This is a genomic window from Streptomyces natalensis ATCC 27448 (genome assembly GCF_000935125.1).
In the GTDB taxonomy this organism is placed as follows: domain Bacteria; phylum Actinomycetota; class Actinomycetes; order Streptomycetales; family Streptomycetaceae; genus Streptomyces; species Streptomyces natalensis.
Genome location: NZ_JRKI01000017.1, coordinates 146,384 through 164,580 on the forward strand (window position 1 = coordinate 146,384; position 18,197 = coordinate 164,580).

The 18,197-nt window shown below is 72.8% G+C and carries 16 protein-coding genes and 1 pseudogene; 9 read left to right on the forward strand and 8 right to left on the reverse strand.

The window, feature by feature from the left end; genetic code table 11:
- Positions 1-33: 33 nt before the first annotated feature.
- Both SNA_RS11825 and SNA_RS11830 read right to left on the reverse strand, forming a co-directional pair.
- Positions 34-1,695: an AMP-binding protein gene (locus SNA_RS11825; RefSeq protein WP_030073007.1), complete on the reverse strand. Its 1,662-nt coding sequence runs from the start codon at positions 1,693-1,695 to the stop codon at positions 34-36.
- Positions 1,692-2,465 (reverse strand): SDR family oxidoreductase, encoded by a 774-nt coding sequence (locus tag SNA_RS11830; protein WP_030073006.1) that lies wholly within the window; start codon positions 2,463-2,465, stop codon positions 1,692-1,694. The genes SNA_RS11825 and SNA_RS11830 overlap by 4 nt, the downstream gene beginning before the upstream one ends.
- Before the next feature lie 227 nt (positions 2,466-2,692).
- Between SNA_RS11830 and SNA_RS11835 the strand changes: the two genes are divergently transcribed.
- On the forward strand, positions 2,693-3,994 hold the full coding sequence (locus SNA_RS11835; protein ID WP_030073004.1) for an exo-beta-N-acetylmuramidase NamZ family protein: 1,302 nt from the start codon (positions 2,693-2,695) through the stop codon (positions 3,992-3,994).
- Between the two features lie 173 nt (positions 3,995-4,167).
- Positions 4,168-5,016: an alpha/beta fold hydrolase gene (locus SNA_RS11840; RefSeq protein ID WP_044364719.1), complete on the forward strand. Its 849-nt coding sequence runs from the start codon at positions 4,168-4,170 to the stop codon at positions 5,014-5,016.
- Here SNA_RS11840 and SNA_RS11845 read toward each other — a convergent pair.
- Both SNA_RS11845 and SNA_RS11850 read right to left on the reverse strand, forming a co-directional pair.
- A complete protein-coding gene (locus SNA_RS11845; RefSeq protein WP_030072473.1) occupies positions 5,006-6,028 on the reverse strand; it encodes a LysR family transcriptional regulator in 1,023 nt (340 codons plus the stop codon). The two genes, SNA_RS11840 and SNA_RS11845, sit on opposite strands and share 11 nt — an antisense overlap.
- A gap of 132 nt (positions 6,029-6,160) precedes the next feature.
- Complete coding sequence (locus SNA_RS11850; protein WP_044364721.1) at positions 6,161-9,019, reverse strand: penicillin acylase family protein; 2,859 nt, start codon at positions 9,017-9,019, stop codon at positions 6,161-6,163.
- Positions 9,020-9,351: 332 nt separating this feature from the next.
- Between SNA_RS11850 and SNA_RS11855 the strand changes: the two genes are divergently transcribed.
- The 3 genes from SNA_RS11855 (at position 9,352) to SNA_RS11865 (ending at position 12,639) form a co-directional block, all read left to right on the forward strand.
- A complete protein-coding gene (locus SNA_RS11855) occupies positions 9,352-9,963 on the forward strand; it encodes a hypothetical protein (RefSeq protein ID WP_030072467.1) in 612 nt (203 codons plus the stop codon).
- Positions 9,964-10,083: 120 nt separating this feature from the next.
- The gene (locus SNA_RS11860; RefSeq protein WP_044364723.1) at positions 10,084-10,893 is read left to right on the forward strand and encodes a 3-keto-5-aminohexanoate cleavage protein; all 810 of its coding nucleotides are present in this window, start codon (positions 10,084-10,086) and stop codon (positions 10,891-10,893) included.
- Positions 10,894-11,199: 306 nt separating this feature from the next.
- A complete protein-coding gene (locus SNA_RS11865) occupies positions 11,200-12,639 on the forward strand; it encodes an amidase (protein ID WP_030072463.1) in 1,440 nt (479 codons plus the stop codon).
- A gap of 37 nt (positions 12,640-12,676) precedes the next feature.
- On the opposite strand, the gene soxR is transcribed toward SNA_RS11865, so the two are convergent.
- Entirely contained in the window at positions 12,677-13,258 is a 582-nt protein-coding gene (gene soxR, locus SNA_RS11870) for a redox-sensitive transcriptional activator SoxR (protein WP_078969852.1), read from the reverse strand.
- Positions 13,259-13,420: 162 nt separating this feature from the next.
- Between soxR and SNA_RS11875 the strand changes: the two genes are divergently transcribed.
- Positions 13,421-13,882, forward strand: coding sequence for a MaoC family dehydratase (locus tag SNA_RS11875; protein ID WP_030072459.1), 462 nt, complete (start codon positions 13,421-13,423; stop codon positions 13,880-13,882).
- Between the two features lie 11 nt (positions 13,883-13,893).
- Here the strand turns inward: SNA_RS11875 and SNA_RS11880 are convergent, their stop codons facing one another.
- Positions 13,894-14,535, reverse strand: coding sequence for a TetR/AcrR family transcriptional regulator (locus tag SNA_RS11880; protein WP_044364725.1), 642 nt, complete (start codon positions 14,533-14,535; stop codon positions 13,894-13,896).
- A 140-nt stretch (positions 14,536-14,675) separates the two neighbouring features.
- Here SNA_RS11880 and SNA_RS43760 point away from each other — a divergent pair.
- From SNA_RS43760 to SNA_RS11890, 3 genes and pseudogenes are all read left to right on the forward strand, one after another.
- Positions 14,676-14,834: pseudogene (locus tag SNA_RS43760) on the forward strand (RNA-guided endonuclease TnpB family protein); the annotation flags it as partial.
- Positions 14,835-14,905: 71 nt separating this feature from the next.
- Positions 14,906-15,565, forward strand: coding sequence for a TetR/AcrR family transcriptional regulator (locus SNA_RS11885; RefSeq protein ID WP_030072455.1), 660 nt, complete (start codon positions 14,906-14,908; stop codon positions 15,563-15,565).
- A 56-nt stretch (positions 15,566-15,621) separates the two neighbouring features.
- Entirely contained in the window at positions 15,622-16,593 is a 972-nt protein-coding gene (locus SNA_RS11890) for an urea transporter (RefSeq protein WP_241779614.1), read from the forward strand.
- Positions 16,594-16,630: 37 nt separating this feature from the next.
- Here the strand turns inward: SNA_RS11890 and SNA_RS11895 are convergent, their stop codons facing one another.
- Together SNA_RS11895 and SNA_RS11900 are read right to left on the reverse strand one after the other, a co-directional pair.
- Entirely contained in the window at positions 16,631-16,867 is a 237-nt protein-coding gene (locus SNA_RS11895; RefSeq protein WP_030072452.1) for a chaplin, read from the reverse strand.
- Positions 16,868-17,039: 172 nt separating this feature from the next.
- Positions 17,040-18,125 carry a Zn-dependent alcohol dehydrogenase gene (locus SNA_RS11900; RefSeq protein ID WP_044364727.1) on the reverse strand — a complete coding sequence of 362 codons (1,086 nt, stop codon included), beginning with the start codon at positions 18,123-18,125 and terminating at the stop codon, positions 17,040-17,042.
- Between the last annotated feature and the right edge of the window lie 72 nt (positions 18,126-18,197).

The window sequence follows — 18,197 nt, forward strand, 5'->3', positions numbered from 1 at the left end:
GTCCTTAGTGCTCGTACGCCGTGGCCTGCACCGTCATCCGCGGTGGCGCAGCTCCCGTCGGAGGATCTTGCCACTCGTGGTCTTGGGAAGCTCGGGCAGGATCTCCACCACGCGGGGATATTTGTACGCCGCCAGCCGTTCCTTGCAGTAGGCGGCCAGATCGGCGGGCTCGGCGGCGGTCCCCGGGCGCAGGCTGACGTAGGCCTTGACCGATTCGCCGCGGTAGGCGTCGGGCACGCCGACGACCGCCGCCTCGCGTACCGCCGGGTGGGTGTAGAGGACGTCCTCCACCTCGCGGGGCCACACCTTGAAGCCGGAGGCGTTGATCATGTCCTTTTTGCGGTCGACGACATAGAGCCAGCCGTCGGTGTCCATGAAGCCGATGTCGCCGGTGCGCAGTTCGCCGTCGGGGATCGCCGCGGCGGTGGCGTCCGGGCGGCGCCAGTAGCCGGGGACGACCTGGGGGCCGCGGACGGCGATTTCGCCCTGTTCGCCGAACGGCACCTCGGCGCCGTGCTCGTCGAGGATCCGTACGACGGTGTCGGGGCCGGGGACGCCGACCGCGAGGGTGCCGGAGACCTTGTCGACGGGGGCGCGGCGGCCCGGCGGGACGGTGGCGCAGGGGGCGGTGCATTCGGTCAGGCCGTAGCCGTTGTGCAGGTAGGGGCCGAGGGCGGTGTGGAACGTTTCCACCAGGGCGGGCGGCAGCGGGGCGCCGCCGGAGGACAGGGTGTGGAAGGACGCGAAGTGGTCGCGGCTGACCTCCGGATGGGCCATCAGCGCCATATAGGCGGTGGAGGGGCCGACGGTGAACGCCGGGCGGTGTTCGCGGAAGGCGTCCAGGACGACGCCCGCCTCGAAGCGGTAGGCCAGGGCGAGGGTGCCGGCGCCCGCGATGCAGGCGGCCAGTTCGCAGACCATGCCGGTGATGTGGAAGAGGGGGGCGAGGGCGAAGTAGGTGGCGCCGTCGGGCAGGCCCAGGCCGGTGCGCTGGCGTTCGGCGTTGTAGCTGATGTTGCCGTGGGTGTTGGTGGCGCCCTTGGGGGTGCCGCTGGTGCCGGAGGTGTAGCTGATCAGGGCGAGGTCGTCGGCGGTGAGGTCCGGGTCGGCGGGCACCGCGCGCAGATGCTTGGCGGTGCGGGCGACGGCCAGCAGATCGTCGGCGCCCTCGCACGGCCCCGGATTCCCGTCGCGCAGCACCCGGGCGTCGTTGCGCGTCTGGAGGCCGGCCTCGTGGGCGGTGAGCGCGATCCGTACGGACGGCGTCGCGGCGGCGGTGGCGCGCAGGAAGGCGTCCCAGGTGTGGTCGGCGCAGATCACGGCGGTGACCTCGGCGTCGCCCAGGATGTGCCGCATCTCGCCCGCTTTGTACATGGGGTTGACGGGCACCACCACCCCGCCGGCCTTCCAGACGCCGAGCACGGCGAGGACGAAGTGCGGGGTGTTCTGGAGCATCACCGCGGCGCGGTCGCCGCGGGTGAAGCCGCGGGCGGTGAGGTGGGCGGCGAGGGCGTCGGAGAGCGCGTCGGTCTCGGCGTAGGACAGCCGCGCGTCGAAGTAGGCGAGCGCGGTGCGGTCCGGGGTGCGGCGGACGGCCGCCCTGAAGGCGTGCAGGGGCGAGGGCGGCGGCTGGACGGGGGCCCGCTGGGCCTCGCTGAGCTGCGCCAGCCACGGTTTGTCCTGGTAGGAGATCACCGGGCGTCCCCCTCGCGCTCCTCCAGCTTCTGCTGGAGGCGGTTCATCGCCGTCAGCCAGCCGTCGGGGTCGGTGGCCCGGGCGGCGTAGTAGTCGGCGGCCTCCGGGTGCGGCAGGACCAGGAAGCGGTCCTCGGTCATCGCCGCGAAGAGCGCGTCGGCGACGGCGGCCGGTTCGATGGCGGTGGGCGCGAGGACGAGGTCGCCCGCGGCCCCGGTGGCGGCCAGCATGTCGGTGCGTACGCCCTGGGGGCAGATGGCGTGCACCCGGATGCCGCGGTGGCGGTAGGTCAGCGACAGCCATTCGGCGAAGGCGTAGGCGCCGTGTTTGGTGACGCTGTAGGGGGCGGCGCCGACCATGGTGAGCAGGCCCGCGGCGGACACCGTGGAGACGAACCGGCCCGCGCCCCGCTCCAGCCACTCTGGCAGCAGCTCGCGCGCCGCCCGCACATGCGCCATCACATTGACGTCCCAGGCCAGCTCCCAGGCGTCCTCGGGCGCCTCGGGTCCGCCGCCGGTGCCGACGCCGGCGTTGGCGCAGAAGACGTCGATGGTGCCGCCGAGCGCCTCGCGGGCGGCCGGGACGATGCCGGAGGCGTCGCCGGGGACGGCCAGGCCCCCGATCTCCGCCGCGGTCTCCTTGGCCCTGGCCTCGTCCAGATCGTTGACCACGACCCGGGCGCCCTCGGCGGCGAACCGGCGGGCCAGCGCGGCGCCGATCCCCCCGCCCGCCCCGGTCACGACAACGGACTTGTCCCGTACGGCTGCCACGTGGTGTCTCCCTCGGTCGCGCTGACTCGACCACGGCAGACTAACCAGTCGGTATGTGGAAGGGAAAGCCCCGGCGCCCCCTCTCGGCCACGCCCAGGAGGGAGATTCACCCATCGTCACGGCCGGGTGCGTTCCCGTAGCCCTCGGGGCGCGTTAGCGTGCTCACGACACCTGGCTCGGTCCGTTCCCGTATCCCGATCACGTATCCCGATCACGGAGGTGTGCGCATGGCTCTGTCGCGACGCGTTCTGGTGGGCGGACTGGCGGCCACCGGCGCGGTCACCGGGGCCGCGGCCCCCGCCCGTGCGGCCATGGGGGACCCCCCTGCTCAGGCGAAGCCGAGAGCCCGGGGGGCGGGCCCCGGCGCCCGCCCCGTCCGCACCGGCTTCGACCGCCTCCGCGCCGACGGCTACCGCCTCCTGGACGGCCAGAAGGTCGGCATCGTCACCAATCCGACCGGGGTCACCCCGGACGTCCGCCACATCGTGGACGTGCTGCACGCCGACGACCGCGTCCGCCTGACCGCCGTCTTCGGCCCCGAACACGGCTTCCGGGGCACCGCGCAGGCCGGCGGATCACAGGGCCGCTACGACGACCCGGCCACCGGGCTGCCGGTCTACGACACCTACGACAAGAGCGGCCGGGAGCTCGCCGGCATCTTCGCCGAGTCCGGTGTGGACACCCTCGTCTTCGACATCCAGGACGTCGGCGCCCGCTTCTACACCTACATCTGGACCCTCTACGACTGCATGGTCGCGGCGGTCCTCGCCGGTAAGCGCTTCGTGGTGCTCGACCGCCCCAATCCGGTCACCGGGCGGGCCGCGACGGGCCCCGTACTGGACAAGAAGTACGCCTCCTTCGTGGGCCGCGAGCCGATCTCCCAGGCGCACGGGATGACGGCGCTGGAGCTGGCGCTGCTGTTCAACGGCGAGTTCGTACCGCAGGCCGCCGGGCGGCCGGTGGAGCTGGCGACGGTGGCGATGACCGGATGGCGGCGCGCGGACTTCTTCGATGCCACCGGGCTGCCGTGGGTGCCGCCGAGCCCCAATATGCCCACCCCCGACACCGCCCTGGTCTACTCCGGCACCTGCCTCTTCGAGGGCACCAACCTCTCCGAGGGCCGCGGCACCACCCGCCCCTTCGAGCTGCTGGGCGCCGACGGCATCGACGCCCGCTGGGCCGCGGCCGCCGGCGAACTGGGCCTGCCCGGCGTCCACTTCAGGGAGGCGTATTTCGCCCCCACGTTCTCCAAGTTCCAGGGCAGGACCGTCGGCGGCGTCCAGCTGCACGTCCACGACCGCGCCGCCTTCGACCCCGTACGCACCGGCATCGGCCTGCTGGTGACGGCCAAACGGATCTGGTCCGGCTTCGCCTGGCTGCCCGGCCACGGCATCGACCATCTGACCGGCTCGGCGACGGTCCGCACGATGATCGATGCGGGCGCGGGGACCGACGAGGTGGTGGACCACTGGCAGGAGGAGCTGCGACGGTTCCGCAGGCTGCGGCGGCGATATCTGCGGTACGCCTAGGGCGGGCACCTGCCGGAGACCGGGCATGCGAACCGGGTTGATTCGGGGGCTCGTTCGGCGTGTAGGCGAGACATCGGCGGCCTGTCGGTGGCGCACAGGAGACTGGCGGCAGGCCGATGCCCGGCCGTACGGCTTCCCGCCGGGCCGCTCACCCGACTTCTCGGAGGTTCACCATGACCACACCTCGGGCCGCCACCCTGGACGTGCCCGGCGCGCGCCTCTACTACGAGGTGCGCGGCCGCGGGCCGGTGCTCGTCCTGATACACGGCGGCGCCGGGGACGCCGGGGTCTTCCACGAGATCGCGGGTCCGCTCGCCGAGCACTTCACCGTGGTGGCGCCGGACCGCCGTGGCCACTCCCGCAGCCCGCTCGTCCCGCCCGGCGGCACGCCCCGGGTCGCCGAGCACAGCGATGACATCCACCGGCTGATCGGCGAGCTGACCGACGAACCCGCGCTGGTCTACGGCAGCAGCTCCGGCGCCGTCGTCGCGCTGGACCTGCTCGCCCGGCACCCGGAGCGGGTGCGCAGGGTCCTCGCCCATGAACCGCCGGCGCTCGGGCTGCTGCCGGACGCGGCTGCCTACCGGCGGCTGTTCGACGAGGTCCGGGCCACCCACCGGCGGCAGGGGGCCGCGGTGGCGATGCGGCAGTTCCTGACGGGCGTCGGGCTGGTGGACGACACCTGGGAGATGCCACCACTGTCCCAACTACCGCCTGACATACGGGAGTTGATGGAACGGATGGCGGCCAACGAACCGTTCTTCCTGGAGCACGAGCTGATCGAGGTCACCTCCTACGAGCCCGATACCGACGCGCTGCGCAAGGCGGCGGACCGGCTGCTGATCGGCGTCGGCCGCGACTCCGCCGGGCAGACGCCCGGCCGTATGGGCGCCGCGCTCGCCGGCCGGCTCGGCCTGGAGATCACGGAGCTGCCCGGCGGGCACACGGGCTACGTGGAGGACGCCGGCGCCTTCGCCGCCCGGCTGGTGGAGCTGCTGGGCGACGGCGCGTTCACGGCCTGAGCCACCACCGCTCGCTCTCCCAGGACAGCGCCTCCCACAGGCGGTTGAGTGGATGGTCGGGCCCGTAGGCGTCCCGCTCGCCGCGCCGGGCGAAGACCCCGACCAGCACCTCGGTGCGCGGCCCGACGTCGCCGACGATGTCCAGCATCCGCAGCCCCGCGGCCTCCGGGAGCCGGCCGTCCGTGGCCGCGTCCCCGATGCCGCGGGTGACCAGCATCGCGCCGCTGACCACCCCGGAGCGCAGCAGCTCGAAGCCGTAGTGGGCGGCCTCTATCTCGGCGGCGACGGTCAGCTTCTGGCGGTAGTCGGGGCCGTACCGGGAGGTCAGAAAGCGGCCGATCAGACCGCCTGCGGAGATCACCAGCGGCAGTCCGGGCAGGTCCCCGGCGCCGAAGGAGCGGCCGGGGAGGCGCTCGGGCGGCAGGTTCGTCAGCAGGGACAGTCCGCTGCGGCGCCACTCCATCACCTCGTACGGCGCCAGCTGCTCGCGCTCCTGACCCTCCGTCACCACCACGCTGCCGCAGACCACGTCCAGCTCCTTGGAGCGGAGCCGGTCGAAGAGATCGCCGGTGCGGACATGGGTGACCTTGAGGTCGACGCCGTCGCGTTCGTACTCCTCGCGCAGGCGCTCCACGGCGTCCAGGAGGAAGCCGAGGGTGTAGCGGGTGGTGCCGACGGACAGTGTGCGGCCCAGCCGGCGGCGGGCGTGGTGCACCCCGTCCGTCCAGTCGCCGAGCGTCCGCCGTGCCAGGTCGACCAGCGCCTCACCGGTCGCGGTGAACAGGGCGTCGCGTCCGCGCCCCTGTTTGAGCACCAGTTCCTCGCCGCACAGCGCGGCGAACGTACGGTTCATGGTGTCCAGCTGCTTTTGCACACTGGACTGCTCCCGGCCCAGCCGACGGGCGGCGCCGAGCGCGGTGCCCTCCTCCCGCACCGTGATCAAGGTGCGCAACTGGTCCATGGTGGTGTCGAGCAGCTCCGGCGGATACTGCAACGGATCCTCTGAGGCCATGCGCCCCCACTCGCCTTCCCGCTCCCCGGAGTTCAACGGCTCAGCAGCATAACCTCCGAGGGAAAACCGGTCCGGAGGCCATGCGGCAGGCCCCGGGCGCGCGCCCGGGGCCTGCCGCATGCCGAGGCCGTCTCACCGGTGGGCGGGGAATTCCACCACCTGCTGGTATGTCGGCCGGTTCTGCCAGCTGATGGTGGCGTGCGTCAGACCGCCGACCGCGCGGTGGATGATCGCATCCGCGCACCACTGGTCGCCCGCCTTGCAGTTGCCGTCGCCCGGGTAGACCTGCTCGGCCGTCCGGGCGGCGGCCTGCCGCAGGGTGTCGATCAGGGTGTCGCGGCAGGCCGAGAGCTTGCCGTTGCCGCAGTACTGCTGGGCGAGCGGTCCCTTGACCTGGTCGCCGAGCACCGAGCGCAGGTCCTTGTCCGCGTAGCTCCACCAGCCGTACTGGAAGGCCGAACCGGCGTGCGCCCCGGTGGGGCCGTGGCCGGCCGACGGGGACTCGTCGATGGCCAGGTTGGACGTCAGGGCCTGGTAGAGGTCGCCGCCGAGGCCCGGTTTGAAGGTGGCCTCGATCATCCGCGGCCACCAGGCGTCCATCAGCCGTACGGCGTCGGGGTGGGTGTAGGTGTGCGAGCCGGGGGTGGTCTCGCGGCGCTGGGCGCCGTCCTTGCGCCAGGACTCCAGCTGCTGCACGGCGGTCTGGAGCGCGGGGTCGCCGATGGGCTTGCTGCGCAGCACCCGCAGCATCTCGGGCAGGACGTCCTCGCCGCGCAGATCGGTCACGGCGGCCTCGGCCATCGCCCGGGTCAGCGAGGCGCGGGTGACGCCGCCCTCCTTGGTCAGCGCGCGCACCCGGTCGTCGAGCAGATTGGCGCGGTGCACGGTGCCGTTGCCGAAGCCGGCCGAGTCGTAGTCGGTGGCCTGCTTGTTGTTCCAGGAGATGTAGTAGTCCTGGTCGACGGACTGCGGGTGCTGGGCAGGCGGGGTGTAGTCGGTGGTGTTGGTGGCGGGGTCGTAGCCCTTCCAGGCGTAGGCCGGATCGGCGGCGATGGGCAGTGCCGGATCGACGTCCGGGTTGCGGACCGGGTTGAGGCCGCTGTTGTAGTACGCGATGTCGCGGGAGTCGGCGTAGAACCAGTTGAAGGCGTAACCGATGTGCTGGGCGGCCTTCTTGAACGTCGCGGCGCCGCGGACGTACGAGGGGTCGTTGAGCATCTGGAAGCCGATGATGGAGTCGGCCTCGTGCCGGTAGGTGGTGCGCAGCGCCGTATAGGCGACGGGCCTGCCCTTGATGGTGGCGCGGTGGGTGACGGTGCCCCATGTGGTCCGGTAGACCTGCATCCGGTACGAGCCGGCGGCGGTCGGGTCGGCAATGGTGGGCTTCCAGGAGTTGGTCCGCTCCAGCTTCTCCATGGGGAGGCAGGCGCCGTGGTACCGGTAGGAGGTGGAGTCCTTGGTGGGCTTCGAGCCGTCCGGGTTGCACAGGTCGACGGCGTAGGTGTCGGTGATGTCCTGGCCGGCCGAGGTGGCGCTCCAGGCGTAGTCCTGCCCGCGGCCCAGCTGGACGTACATCCCCACGCCCGCGAAGGAGGCGCCGCGGGCGCTGATGCCCGGCCCCTGGATCTCCTGGAGCATCAGCAGCTGGGGCGCGAAGTAGCCGGTCTGCGGACCGAAGACGGCGACCGGATGGCCGCTTGCGGTGTGCTTGCCGGAGACCAGCAGGGCGTTGGACATGCCGCGGTGCTGGGTGGGGTTGAAGCTCCCCTTGGGCAGCACCCCGTCCTTGAAGAGGCCCTGAAGCTTCTGGTACTTCTTCGGGGCCGGGACCGGATCCTGGGGCGCCTTGCCGCCCTTGGCGGCCGCGGCTCCCGTGCGGTCGAAGACCAGCGGTTCGGGGGTGACCGAGCCGGGGTCGGGCAGGGCGGTGCCCTTGGCCCTGGCGGGTTTGACGGCGTACGGGAAGCGCTGGCCGTCGTGCAGGGTCTTGACGGCCTCGGGGTCGTTGCGCTCCCGGAAGGACTCCCAGACCTCGGTGCCCTTCTGCATGCCGTACTTGTGCTGGGCGGAGAGCAGCGCGAGGGCCGAATTGACCTCGCCGCCGCCGCCGTTGCCGAACAGTCCGCCGACGACGGAGGCCAGGGCTATCAGGTCGGTGAGTTTGAACGGCGCGATCTCACCGGCGTTGGTGACCGCGTCGATGTGCCCGGTCAGGACGTACTCGCCGGGGAAGTAGCGCCCGTTCTTCGACTGCTCCCGGTAGGCGTTGATGCCGTCGATATACGCCTGGGCGTCGGCCATGGCCTGCCTGCCGCGCGCTCCGTTGTTCTCGCGGATCGCGTCGACCTGCTTTTGCAGGTCCTGCTCGGTGTACGGGGCCTGCGGGAAGAACTGCTGCTCCAGGCCCTGGTTGGCGGGTGCGCCGCCGGCGAAGGAGGTCAGTTCGCCGCGGCCGATGTGGCGGAAGAGGTCCATCAGCCACAGCCGGTCCTGGCCCGCGGCGTAGCCGGCGCCGTATTCGGTGCCGTAGCGGGTGGTGCCCTTGATGTGCGGGACGCCGGTCTTCTTGTCGCGGGTGATGGTGACGTCGTCGCGGGGTGTGGTGACGTCGCCGACCTGGTCCTGGGGGACGCCGAAGGAGGCGTCGTTGAAGAAGTCGGTGAGCGTGCCGTCCGTGAGGTTCTGGTAGCCGCCGGCCAGCGCACCGTAGGGGGCCAACTGGTCGGTGGAGTGCGGCGGGTGGGTGCCGAACAGCTTGTTGCCGAGGATCTGCACCAAGGTGGCATTGCCGGTGGCGCCGGGCGGCAGGATGTCGGCGCACTGCCCGTGGCAGTAGTCGCGGATGGGGGCACCTCCCGCTCGAGCGAAGTCGAGAGTGGGGGAGTTGCCGGCGGCGGCCGCCGCGAGAGGGGGCGGCGCCACGAGCATGGCGCCCAGGGCGAACAGGGCGGCCGCCGCGGCCGCCCTGAGCCTTCCGGTACGTCGTTGCATCCCTGCTCCTCGATGGGGGTCCCCGGCTCCTGAAGAGCCCGGGGAGGGTGCGCGGGACGTTACCGGCGGTTACGCGTGGCCGGAAGATGAACAACAGTCACCTTTTCGAATTCCCCACAGATGGCCGGGCGACAGGGTGGCGCGCGGCCGGGAGGGTTCGGGAAAGTCGGGAGGGGCAGGGAGAGACCGGAAGAGTCCGGAACAGAGGGGAGGAGAAGGGAGGAGAGCGGAGGAGGCCGACGAATCCGCACGGGAATTCGAGGGATCCAGGCGGAGATCGGCTACGTCCCTTCCCTGTCCAGTCGGGTCCTCCCCACGGAGGTGGGATGAATATGGCCGGTTTCAGAGCGCTCGCCCAACAGGTCCGCAATCCACGGCTCGTGGCAACTCAGCGGCGTACGGCACTGCGCAAATGCCTGGAGCGCTTCGCTCCGTACGGGCATCGCACCACCTGGCACCATCTGTGCACCCGGGCCGGATTCGCGGCCCACGACCGCAATCCCGATCCCGAGCGGCTGATGGCCGCGCTGGCGGAGCTGGAGGAGGCCCGCACCGTCTGGCTGGCCTACGAGCGGCAGTTCGCGGCCCGGCGGCGCCGCGAGAAGCACGACGGCATCCGCCAGCCCAGCGCCCTCGACGACTGGCACCGGCGCACCTGGGGCGGCTGCGACATCGTGCCGTGCGCCTCGCCGCAGCGGCATCCGGCGGCCCGGCTCGCGGTGGTGCTGCGCCGCATGATCGCGGCGATGGAGGCGGGGCGGCCGCGCCGGGACTGCCCGGTGTGCGGCGGGACCCGCTTCGCCTGGCTGCCGGGGTCCGCCGACTGCCCGGCGCCCGGGCCCGCCTGCCGGGAGTGCGGAGTGGTGGCCCCGGCGTCCGTGCTCACCCCGGAGGCGCTCTCCGCGGCCCGGACCGGCGGCGCGGGGGCGTTCGCCGCGGCCTGAGCCACGGCGTGAGCGGCGGCGTGAGCCACGGCGTGCGGCGTGAGCCACGACGTCCGGTCGGCTCCCGCGAGGTGGCCGGGGATCGCGGGCATTGTCAGACCCGCATGTCACCATCGGATCATGCTTCAGGTATGTCTCAACGGCGTCCGCACCGCGGCCGATTCCGCCGCGGTGCCCCTCACACCGTCCGCGCTCGCCGATGCCGCCCGGCAGGCGGTCGCGGCCGGTGCCCAGGAGGTCCACGTCCACCCCAAAACCCCCTGCGGCGAGGATTCGCTCTCGCCGCGGGTGGTGGGCCCGGTCCTGGAGGCGATACGGGCGGTGGTGGACGTTCCGGTCGGCGTGACGACCGGCGCCTGGGCCGATCCGGACGCCGGGTGCCAGGGCCATGGGGGCACCTCCCGTGCCCGTTCAGGGCTACGGGGGAGGATCGCCTCCTGGACGGTGCCGCCCGACTACGCCTCGGTCAACTGGCACGAGCCCGGCGCCGATACGGTCGCCGCGGCCCTGCTGGAGCGCGGTATCGGCATCGAGGCAGGGCTCTGGTCCGGCACCGACGCCGCGGCCCGCTTCACCCGCTCGCCGTTCGCGCCACGGGTCCTGCGCATCCTGGCCGAAGTGATCGGCCCCGAGGGCGAATCCGCGCGGCACACCGCCCGGGAACTGCTCGCCGAGCTGACGGCGGCCGGGCACGACCGCCCGGTGCTGCTGCACGGCGTCGACGGCGGCGCCTGGCCGGTGCTGCGGCTCGCCGGAGAGCTGGGCCTGGACACCCGCATCGGCCTGGAGGACACCCTGCTGCTCCCCGACGGCGCCCCGGCGCCCGACAACGCCCGGCTGATACGGGCGGCGAGGGCGCTGTACGACGACGGCCGCGGCGCCGCGGCCGCCCGGGCCGCCCGGGGCGACGACCAGCTGCCGACGGGCTGACGCGGGCGCTGTGCGGGGGGGGCGGGCGCTGTGCAGGGGGGCGGGCCGAACGGACGCTCCCCGGCCACCCCACCGCAGCAAACCGGCCAATGACCACCGCCGCACGGCCCTCCGCGCCCCGCCCGCCGCGGCGTTCCCCCGCTGCTCGGGCGGCTGCGGGCGGGCGTGACGCTCGTCCACGGGCTTTACGAACTCACCCGGGGGCTGGCACAACTGTGCACGGGCAGACCGGCCGGTAACACCGTCGGCCCGCACGGTCCGTGTGGCACCCGGGCGGCACGGACGCCGGACGAGAGAGTGGACGCCATGGCCGAACTGCACGATCTGACCGCGCTCGAACAGGCCGCCGGTATCCGGTCCGGTGCGATCTCGCCCGTCGAGCTCACGGAGCACTATCTGGCGCGGATCGACCGGCTGGACGACACCCTCGGTGCGTTCCTCACCCGTACCCCCGAGATCGCCCGCAAACAGGCCGCGGACGCCGAGAGCGAGGCGGCCGCGGCCCGCCGGGAGGGCCGTGAACTCCCGCCGCTGCACGGCGTTCCGGTGCCGGTCAAGGACCTCAACCAGGTGGCGGGCGTGCGCTGCACGATGGGTTCGCGGGCGCTGGCCGACAATGTTGCGGCCACCGACGACCATGTGGCCGCCAAGCTGCGAGAGGCCGGGACGGTCCTGCTCGGCAAGACCAACACCCCCGAGTTCGGGCTGCCGTGCTACACCGAGAACGGTCTGGGACCGGCCGCCCGCACGCCCTGGAACCCGGAGTACGGCGCGGGCGGTTCGAGCGGCGGCGCCGCGGCGGCGGTGGCCGGCGGCCTGGCGCCGGTGGCGCATGCCAGCGACGGCGGCGGCTCGGTCCGTATCCCGGCCTCGCTGTGCGGGCTGTACGGGATCAAGCCCAGCCGCGGCCGGATCAGCAGCGGCCCGTTGCTGTACGACGTGACGGGCCTGAGCACCTCGGGCCCGCTGGCCCGTACGGTCGCCGACGCGGCCACGCTGCTGGATGTCATGGCGGGCCCGATGCCCGGCGATCCGTATGTGGCGCCGTCGCTGCCCCCGGGCGAGACCTTCGCCGCACACGCCGTCCGCGACCCCGGACGGCTGCGGATCGCCTGTCTGGCCGATCCGCCGATACCGGGCATCGACGTCCATCCGGACTGCCGCGCCGCCACCGCCGAGACGGCCGCGCTGCTGACCGGACTGGGCCATGACGTGGAGGAGCTGACGCTCCCCGCCGACGACAGCATCCTGTTCGCCTTCACCCGCGTCTGGTCGGTGATGGCCGCCAACCGCCCGGTGCCGCCGGAGGGCGAGGAGCTGCTGATGCCGCTCACCCGCTATCTGCGCAGGCGGGGCGGGGAGATCTCCGGCCAGGAATTCGCGGGCGCGCTGTACGCGTTCCGGATGCTCGGGCAGACCATCGCCGACGGACTGATGCCGCCCGGCGGCTACGACGTCATCCTCTCCCCCACGCTGGCCGGGCCGCCGCTGCCGGTCGGTGCGCTGCGCAACGACGCCGACCCGCAGGCCGAGTTCGCCGCCATAGGGACGTACACCCCGTTCACCGCGCTCTACAACGCCACCGGTCAGCCCGCGGTCAGCGTCCCGCTGCACTGGAACGCCGCCGGCCTGCCGATCGGCATGATGTTCGGCGGCCGCTACGGCGAGGAGGCCACCTTGATCGCCCTCTCCGCCCAGCTGGAACAGGCCCGCCCCTGGGCCGCCCGCAGGCCGCCGGTCTGGTGAGCACCGCCGCGCTCGCCCCGTAGCGGGGCGGGCGCGCTCACCGGCAGGCGCTCTCCGCGCCCGGCACGCAGGCCGCGCGGTCGTCGGTCGCGGGGCCGTCCCCGTCCGCGCCGGCGCCGCGCCGCGCGCCGCTCGCGGGCCGGCGCTCCGGGTCCTTGGCGCTCCTGTCGACCCGCAGCCGCCGGGCGCCGGGCCCCTGCTCGCCGAGGTTGTCGTACGGGTTGGACAGCGCGCAGTTCTGGAGCGAGAGGCAGCCACAGCCGATGCAGTCGGTCAGCCGGTCGCGCAGTTCGACCAGCTGGCCGATCCGCTCGTCCAGTTCGGAGCGCCAGAGCTGGGAGAGCCGGGCCCAGTCGTCGCGGTTGGGCGTGCGCTCGTCGGGCAGTTCGGCCAGCGCGTCCCGGATCACCGCCAGCGGGATCCCGACCCGCTGCGCCGCCCGTACGAAGGCGACCCGGCGCAGCGCGTCCCGGGAGTAGCGGCGCTGGTTGCCGGCCGTCCTGGTGCTGCTGATCAGCCCCTTGGACTCATAGAAATGCAGCGCGGACACCGCGGCGCCGCTGCGCGCGGAGAGCTGGCCGACGGTGAGTTCATGAACCTTGTACGGAAGCTGTGGCACGTCTCCACACTAGCCCGCACGATCTCGGCGCCGGCCCCTCAGCATCTCGGCGACGGCCCCTCAGCCGTTGACACGGCCGCCCCCGCTGCGCATGCTGAGCAAGCGCTTAGTAATTGCTCAGCAGGCGTGCGCCGAGCACGGGACCCCAGGAGGCGGGCGAAGATGGCAGAGCCCCGAGTGTTTGCATCGGTCGACGATCTGCGGGGAGCGGTCGGTGAGGAGCTGGGACCCAGCGACTGGCTGGAGATCGACCAGAAGCGGATCGACCTGTTCGCGGACGCCACCGGCGACCACCAGTGGATCCATGTGGACCCGGAGAAGGCCGCGGCCGGCCCCTTCGGGACGACCATTGCGCACGGCTATCTGACGCTGTCCCTGCTGCCCGCCCTCGTACCGCGGCTGATGCGGGTCGACAACGTGAAGATGGGCATCAACTACGGCACCAACAAGGTGCGTTTCCCCGCCACCGTCCCGGTCGGCTCGCGGCTGCGCGCCACCGCGAAGATCGCGGAGGTGGCCGAGGTGAAGGGCGGGGTGCAGCTCACCACGCTCGTCACGATCGAACGCGAGGGCGGCGAGAAGCCGGTGTGCGTGGCGGAATCGGTCAGCCGTTTTTATCTGTAGCGGGCGCGGGTCTATTCCGTGGCGGGCGCGGTGCGGGCGCCCACCATCCGCAGGACGAGGTCGGCGTAGAGCGCGCCGACCTCGTCGGGCGTGCGCGGGCCGTCGGCCGAGAACCAGCGGGCCACATCCACGCAGAGCGACAGCACGGCGAGCGTGGTGCCCGGCACGTCGTCGACCCGGAACTCGCCGCTGTCCGCACCGTCCTGGATGATGCCGCGCAGCAGCCGGTCGGTGCGGCGGCGCAGATCGGCGATCTCGGCGTAGTGGTCGGCGCCCAGGGCCTGGAGTTCGTACTGGATGACCCGGGCGGTGGTGTGGTGCTCGGCGTGCCAGCGGGCGAAGGTACGGACCGCGTCGGCGAGCCGCTCGGTGGCGCCGCCCTCGGCCTCGGCGGCGGCGCCCATGATGCGCAGCGCCTTTTCGTGGCCGATGCCGCTGATGCGGTAGAGGAGTTCTTCCTTGGTCTTGTAGTGGATGTAGAGCGCGGCGGGGCTCATCCCGGCCCGGCCGGCGATGTCGCGGGTGGTGGTGGCGTGGTAGCCGCGCTCGGCGAACGCCGCGACCGCGGCGCTGACCAGCCGTCGCGCGGCGTCCGGGGTGACCCCGGCCCACTCCTCGTTCTCCGCCTCAGCGCGCTGTGCCGCCGCACCCATCGCGTACCCCGCTCCTCGATCCGCCAGGGACGTTCCCGTGACGGATCGAACACCATACCGCGCCGCTGAGCAAGCGCTTAGCGCCCGGTGCGGCGGGCGTCAGAAGGCCGAGACCCCCGTCAGCGCGCGCCCGATGACCAGTAGGCAAGAACCCCGACTGCGCCTGGTCCGGCAATGCCGACTGGAACGCAGGCCGGAACATCTTGCACCTGTACCGGATGGGCCTCGCGCTCATCCCGGCTGCCGGGAGGGCAGTCGTCAGGCGCACCCGTGGCGTCAAGCCCGCCACCGCAAGGTAGGCAGGAGTCTCCTTCCGGTGTGCCGTTCCCCCGGCTTGCCGGGGGAAGGAGAGCACTTCAATATGTGCTGCATGGCCCGACCCCGCAAGCCCCTCCTGAGCCGCGAACGCATCGTCACCACCGCGCTGGCGCTCATCGACGCGGAGGGGCTGCCGGCGCTGTCCACCCGGCGTCTCGCGGCGGAGCTGGGGGTGAGCGGGCCGTCGCTCTACAACCACTTCACGACCAAGGACGAGATCCTCGACGCGGTCGCGGACACCGTCATGGCCAAGGTCGATGTGTCGACGTTCCAGGCGGGCGGCAGCTGGCGGGCCGGGCTGCTGGACTGGGCCCGCTCCTACCGCGCCGCGCTCGCCGCGCATCCGCACATCGTGCCGTTCCTCGCCCAGGGCCCAGGCCGCCGCCCGGCCGCGCTGAAGATGGCCGACGCGGCATTCGGCGGCATGGTCGAGGCGGGCTGGCCGCCGGCCCAGGCCACCCGGATCTGCGCGATGGTCCGCTACTTCGTGGCGGGCTCCGCCCTGGGTTCGTTCGCCCGTGGTTTCGTGGACGACCCGGGCGCCTACGACCCCGCCGACTACCCGCACCTGGGCCAGGCCCACCTGCTGCCCGAGCACCAACGCCAGGTGGACGAGGGCGCGTTCGAGGACGGCCTGCGGGCGCTGGTGGACGGGCTGGCGCTCCAGCATCCCGCACGCCTGCCGCAGCCGGACCGTATACAACAGCGATAAAGTGCACCGGCCCCTTGCGGACAGGGGCAGTTCGGCCATGACGCATGGGGGGCGGGGTGCAGGAGCCGGGCACGGCCATCGGCGGGCCTTTGCAGACGCGCTACGGACGGTTCGTGATCGAGGTGCTGCGCGGTCAGGCCCAGGTCGACTTCCTGCCGAATGCGCTGACCGGCCTGGTGTTCTCGGTCGCGCTGTTCGCGGCGGGCTGGCAGTTCGGCGTCTACGGGCTGACGGGCACGGCCGTCGGCACCGCCACCGCCCGTTTCCTGGGCGTCGACCGGGACCGGATCACCGCGGGCCTGGAGGGGTTCAACGCCTGCCTGGTCGCGGTCGGTTGCGCGGTCTTCCTCGGCGCGGCCCATCCGTCGACCGCACTGCTCGCCCTGGCCGGCAGCGCGGTGGTCACGGTCCTCACCGGCGCCGCCGCGCGGATACTGGCCACCTGGGAACTGCCGACCTTCACCCTGCCCTTCTGCCTCACGGCCAGCGCGATGACCATCGCCGCCCCGGGATTCCAGCGGGTCTGGCACGAGGACGCCGGCCCCGCCGCGCTCTCCCGCCCGGCCGCCGGCCCCACCGCCCTGGCCTTCACCGACCTCTGGCACGCCTTCTTCGCCAACGTCGGGCAGATCTTCTTCATCCCCCATTGGCACGTCGGCCTGATCTTTCTGCTGGGCATCTTCCTCGCCAGCCGCCGGGCGGGCGCACTGGCCTGCGCCGGCAGCGTCGTCGGTATCGCCACCGCCTGGGCCCTGGGCGCACCGGCCGGGCAGGTGGCCGAGGGCACGATGGGCTACAACGCGGTACTCGTCGCGATGGCGTTGTGCGGGGTCTTTCTCGTCGCGGACGCCTGGAGCCTGGTCTACGCGCTCACCGGCGCCGCCGCCGCAACGGCCCTGAGCCCCGCCCTCGCCGCCCTCCTCGCCCCGTCCGGCGGCCACACCTTCACCTGGCCGTTCGTCCTGGTCTCGCTGGCCTTCCTGACGGCGGCACCGGCGTTTCCGCGGCTGCGGAGGGTGACGGGGTGAGGGGGCGGCGGGGCCGGGGGCCGATGGCCCCCGGCGGTCAGTCGTTCACGCAGGTGTTGCCGAAGGTGGGATTGAGGAGCCCCACGATGTCGATGCTGTTGCCGCAGAGACTGACCGGCACCTGGACGGGCACCTGGATGACGTTGCCGGAGACGACGCCGGGAGAGTTCACGGCCGCACCGTTGGCCCCGCCGTGGGCCGACGCGACACCGGCTCCTGCGAGGACTCCGGTGGCGGCGAGGGCGACGGCGGTCAGGGTGATACGTGCGCGCATGGCGGGCTCCTTTTGCTGAGGAAACGATCGGCCGATTTCTCTCCCGGTGTTCATCAGAAAAACGCCGATCCATGGACGGGCCTCGCAAACCACTCCTTCAGGTGTGGCAAGGGCCGCTCCCGCACAAATCGCCGGATGCGTCCAGGCACCAACCCGCCCCGCCGGGCAGGCTCTAGAACACCACCAGCGCCCGTCCGCCCTTCCCCGCCACCATCGCCTCGAAGGCGGACGGGATGTCGTCGAGGCCGATGCGTTCGGTGACCATGGCGGAGAGGTCCAGGGCGCCCGAACGGACGTGGACGGCGATGGCCGGGAGGTCGGTGGCCGGATCGCTGTTGCCGTAGACGCAGCCGGAGAGGGTGCGGCCGAAGTAGAAGAGTTCCAGGGCGGAGAAGGTGACCTGCTGGTCCTGGCCGCCGATGCCGACGACCGTGGTGCGGCCGCCGCGGCGGGTGGCGGACCACGCCGTACGGATGGTGTCGGCGCGGCCCACGCATTCGATGGCGACATCGGCGCCCACGCCGCCGGTGAGGGCGCGGACGCGCTTGGCGGTGTCGTCACCGGCCACCACGAACTCGGTGGCCCCGGCCGCCCGCGCCAGCTCCTCCTTGCCCGGGGAGACGTCCACGGCCACGATCGGGCCCGCCCCGGCGATCCGCGCCGCCTGGAGGGTGGCCAGGCCCACGCCGCCGACGCCGAGGACCACCACCGACTCCCCCGCCCGCACCCGTGCGCTGTGGTGCACGGCGCCCCAGCCGGTGAGCACCGCGCAGCCGAGCAGCGCGGCGTCGGCGAGCGGTACGCCGTCCGGCAGCGGCAGGGCGGCGGCCGCGGGCACCACCGTCTCCTCGGCGAAGGCGGCCGTGCCCAGACCGGGGTAGAGCGCGCTGCCGTCGGCGGCGAGGGTGGCGTACGGGGACTCCGCGCCGCGTGCGGCGTGGGCGCACAGCCAGGGTTCGGCCAGCCCGCAGAAGTGGCAACTGCCGCAGGACGGCGCCCAGTTGAGGATGACCTGGTCACCGGGGGCGACCGTGGTCACGTCCGGGCCGACGGCGGTGACGGTGCCCGCGCCCTCGTGGCCGAGGACGGCCGGGGCGGGCTGGCGCAGGGTGCCGTTGGACAGGGAGAGATCGGAGTGGCAGACGCCCGCGGCCGCGAGGCGGATACGGACCTGGCCGGGGCCCGGCTCGGGCAGGTCGATCTCGGCGACCTGGAGCGGGGCGTTGACGGCGGGCAGTACGGCGGCGCGGACGGCCACGGATTCTCCTCGGTACGGCGGCGAACGGGACGGAGCGGGGGCCTTTTGCGGAAGTGGAGCGACCCGTGAGAG

Bases quoted from the DNA above. Each gene is read 5' to 3' on its own strand.
- SNA_RS11835 (WP_030073004.1), top strand. From the start codon at position 2,693: ATGGCTCTGTCGCGACGCGTTCTGGTGGGCGGACTGGCGGCCACCGGC.
- SNA_RS11845 (WP_030072473.1), bottom strand. From the start codon at position 6,028: ATGGCCTCAGAGGATCCGTTGCAGTATCCGCCGGAGCTGCTCGACACC.
- SNA_RS11840 (WP_044364719.1), top strand. From the start codon at position 4,168: ATGACCACACCTCGGGCCGCCACCCTGGACGTGCCCGGCGCGCGCCTC.
- SNA_RS11875 (WP_030072459.1), top strand. From the start codon at position 13,421: ATGGCAGAGCCCCGAGTGTTTGCATCGGTCGACGATCTGCGGGGAGCG.
- SNA_RS11850 (WP_044364721.1), bottom strand. From the start codon at position 9,019: ATGCAACGACGTACCGGAAGGCTCAGGGCGGCCGCGGCGGCCGCCCTG.
- SNA_RS11865 (WP_030072463.1), top strand. From the start codon at position 11,200: ATGGCCGAACTGCACGATCTGACCGCGCTCGAACAGGCCGCCGGTATC.
- SNA_RS11855 (WP_030072467.1), top strand. From the start codon at position 9,352: ATGGCCGGTTTCAGAGCGCTCGCCCAACAGGTCCGCAATCCACGGCTC.
- SNA_RS11895 (WP_030072452.1), bottom strand. From the start codon at position 16,867: ATGCGCGCACGTATCACCCTGACCGCCGTCGCCCTCGCCGCCACCGGA.
- SNA_RS11880 (WP_044364725.1), bottom strand. From the start codon at position 14,535: ATGGGTGCGGCGGCACAGCGCGCTGAGGCGGAGAACGAGGAGTGGGCC.
- SNA_RS11885 (WP_030072455.1), top strand. From the start codon at position 14,906: ATGGCCCGACCCCGCAAGCCCCTCCTGAGCCGCGAACGCATCGTCACC.
- SNA_RS11860 (WP_044364723.1), top strand. From the start codon at position 10,084: ATGCTTCAGGTATGTCTCAACGGCGTCCGCACCGCGGCCGATTCCGCC.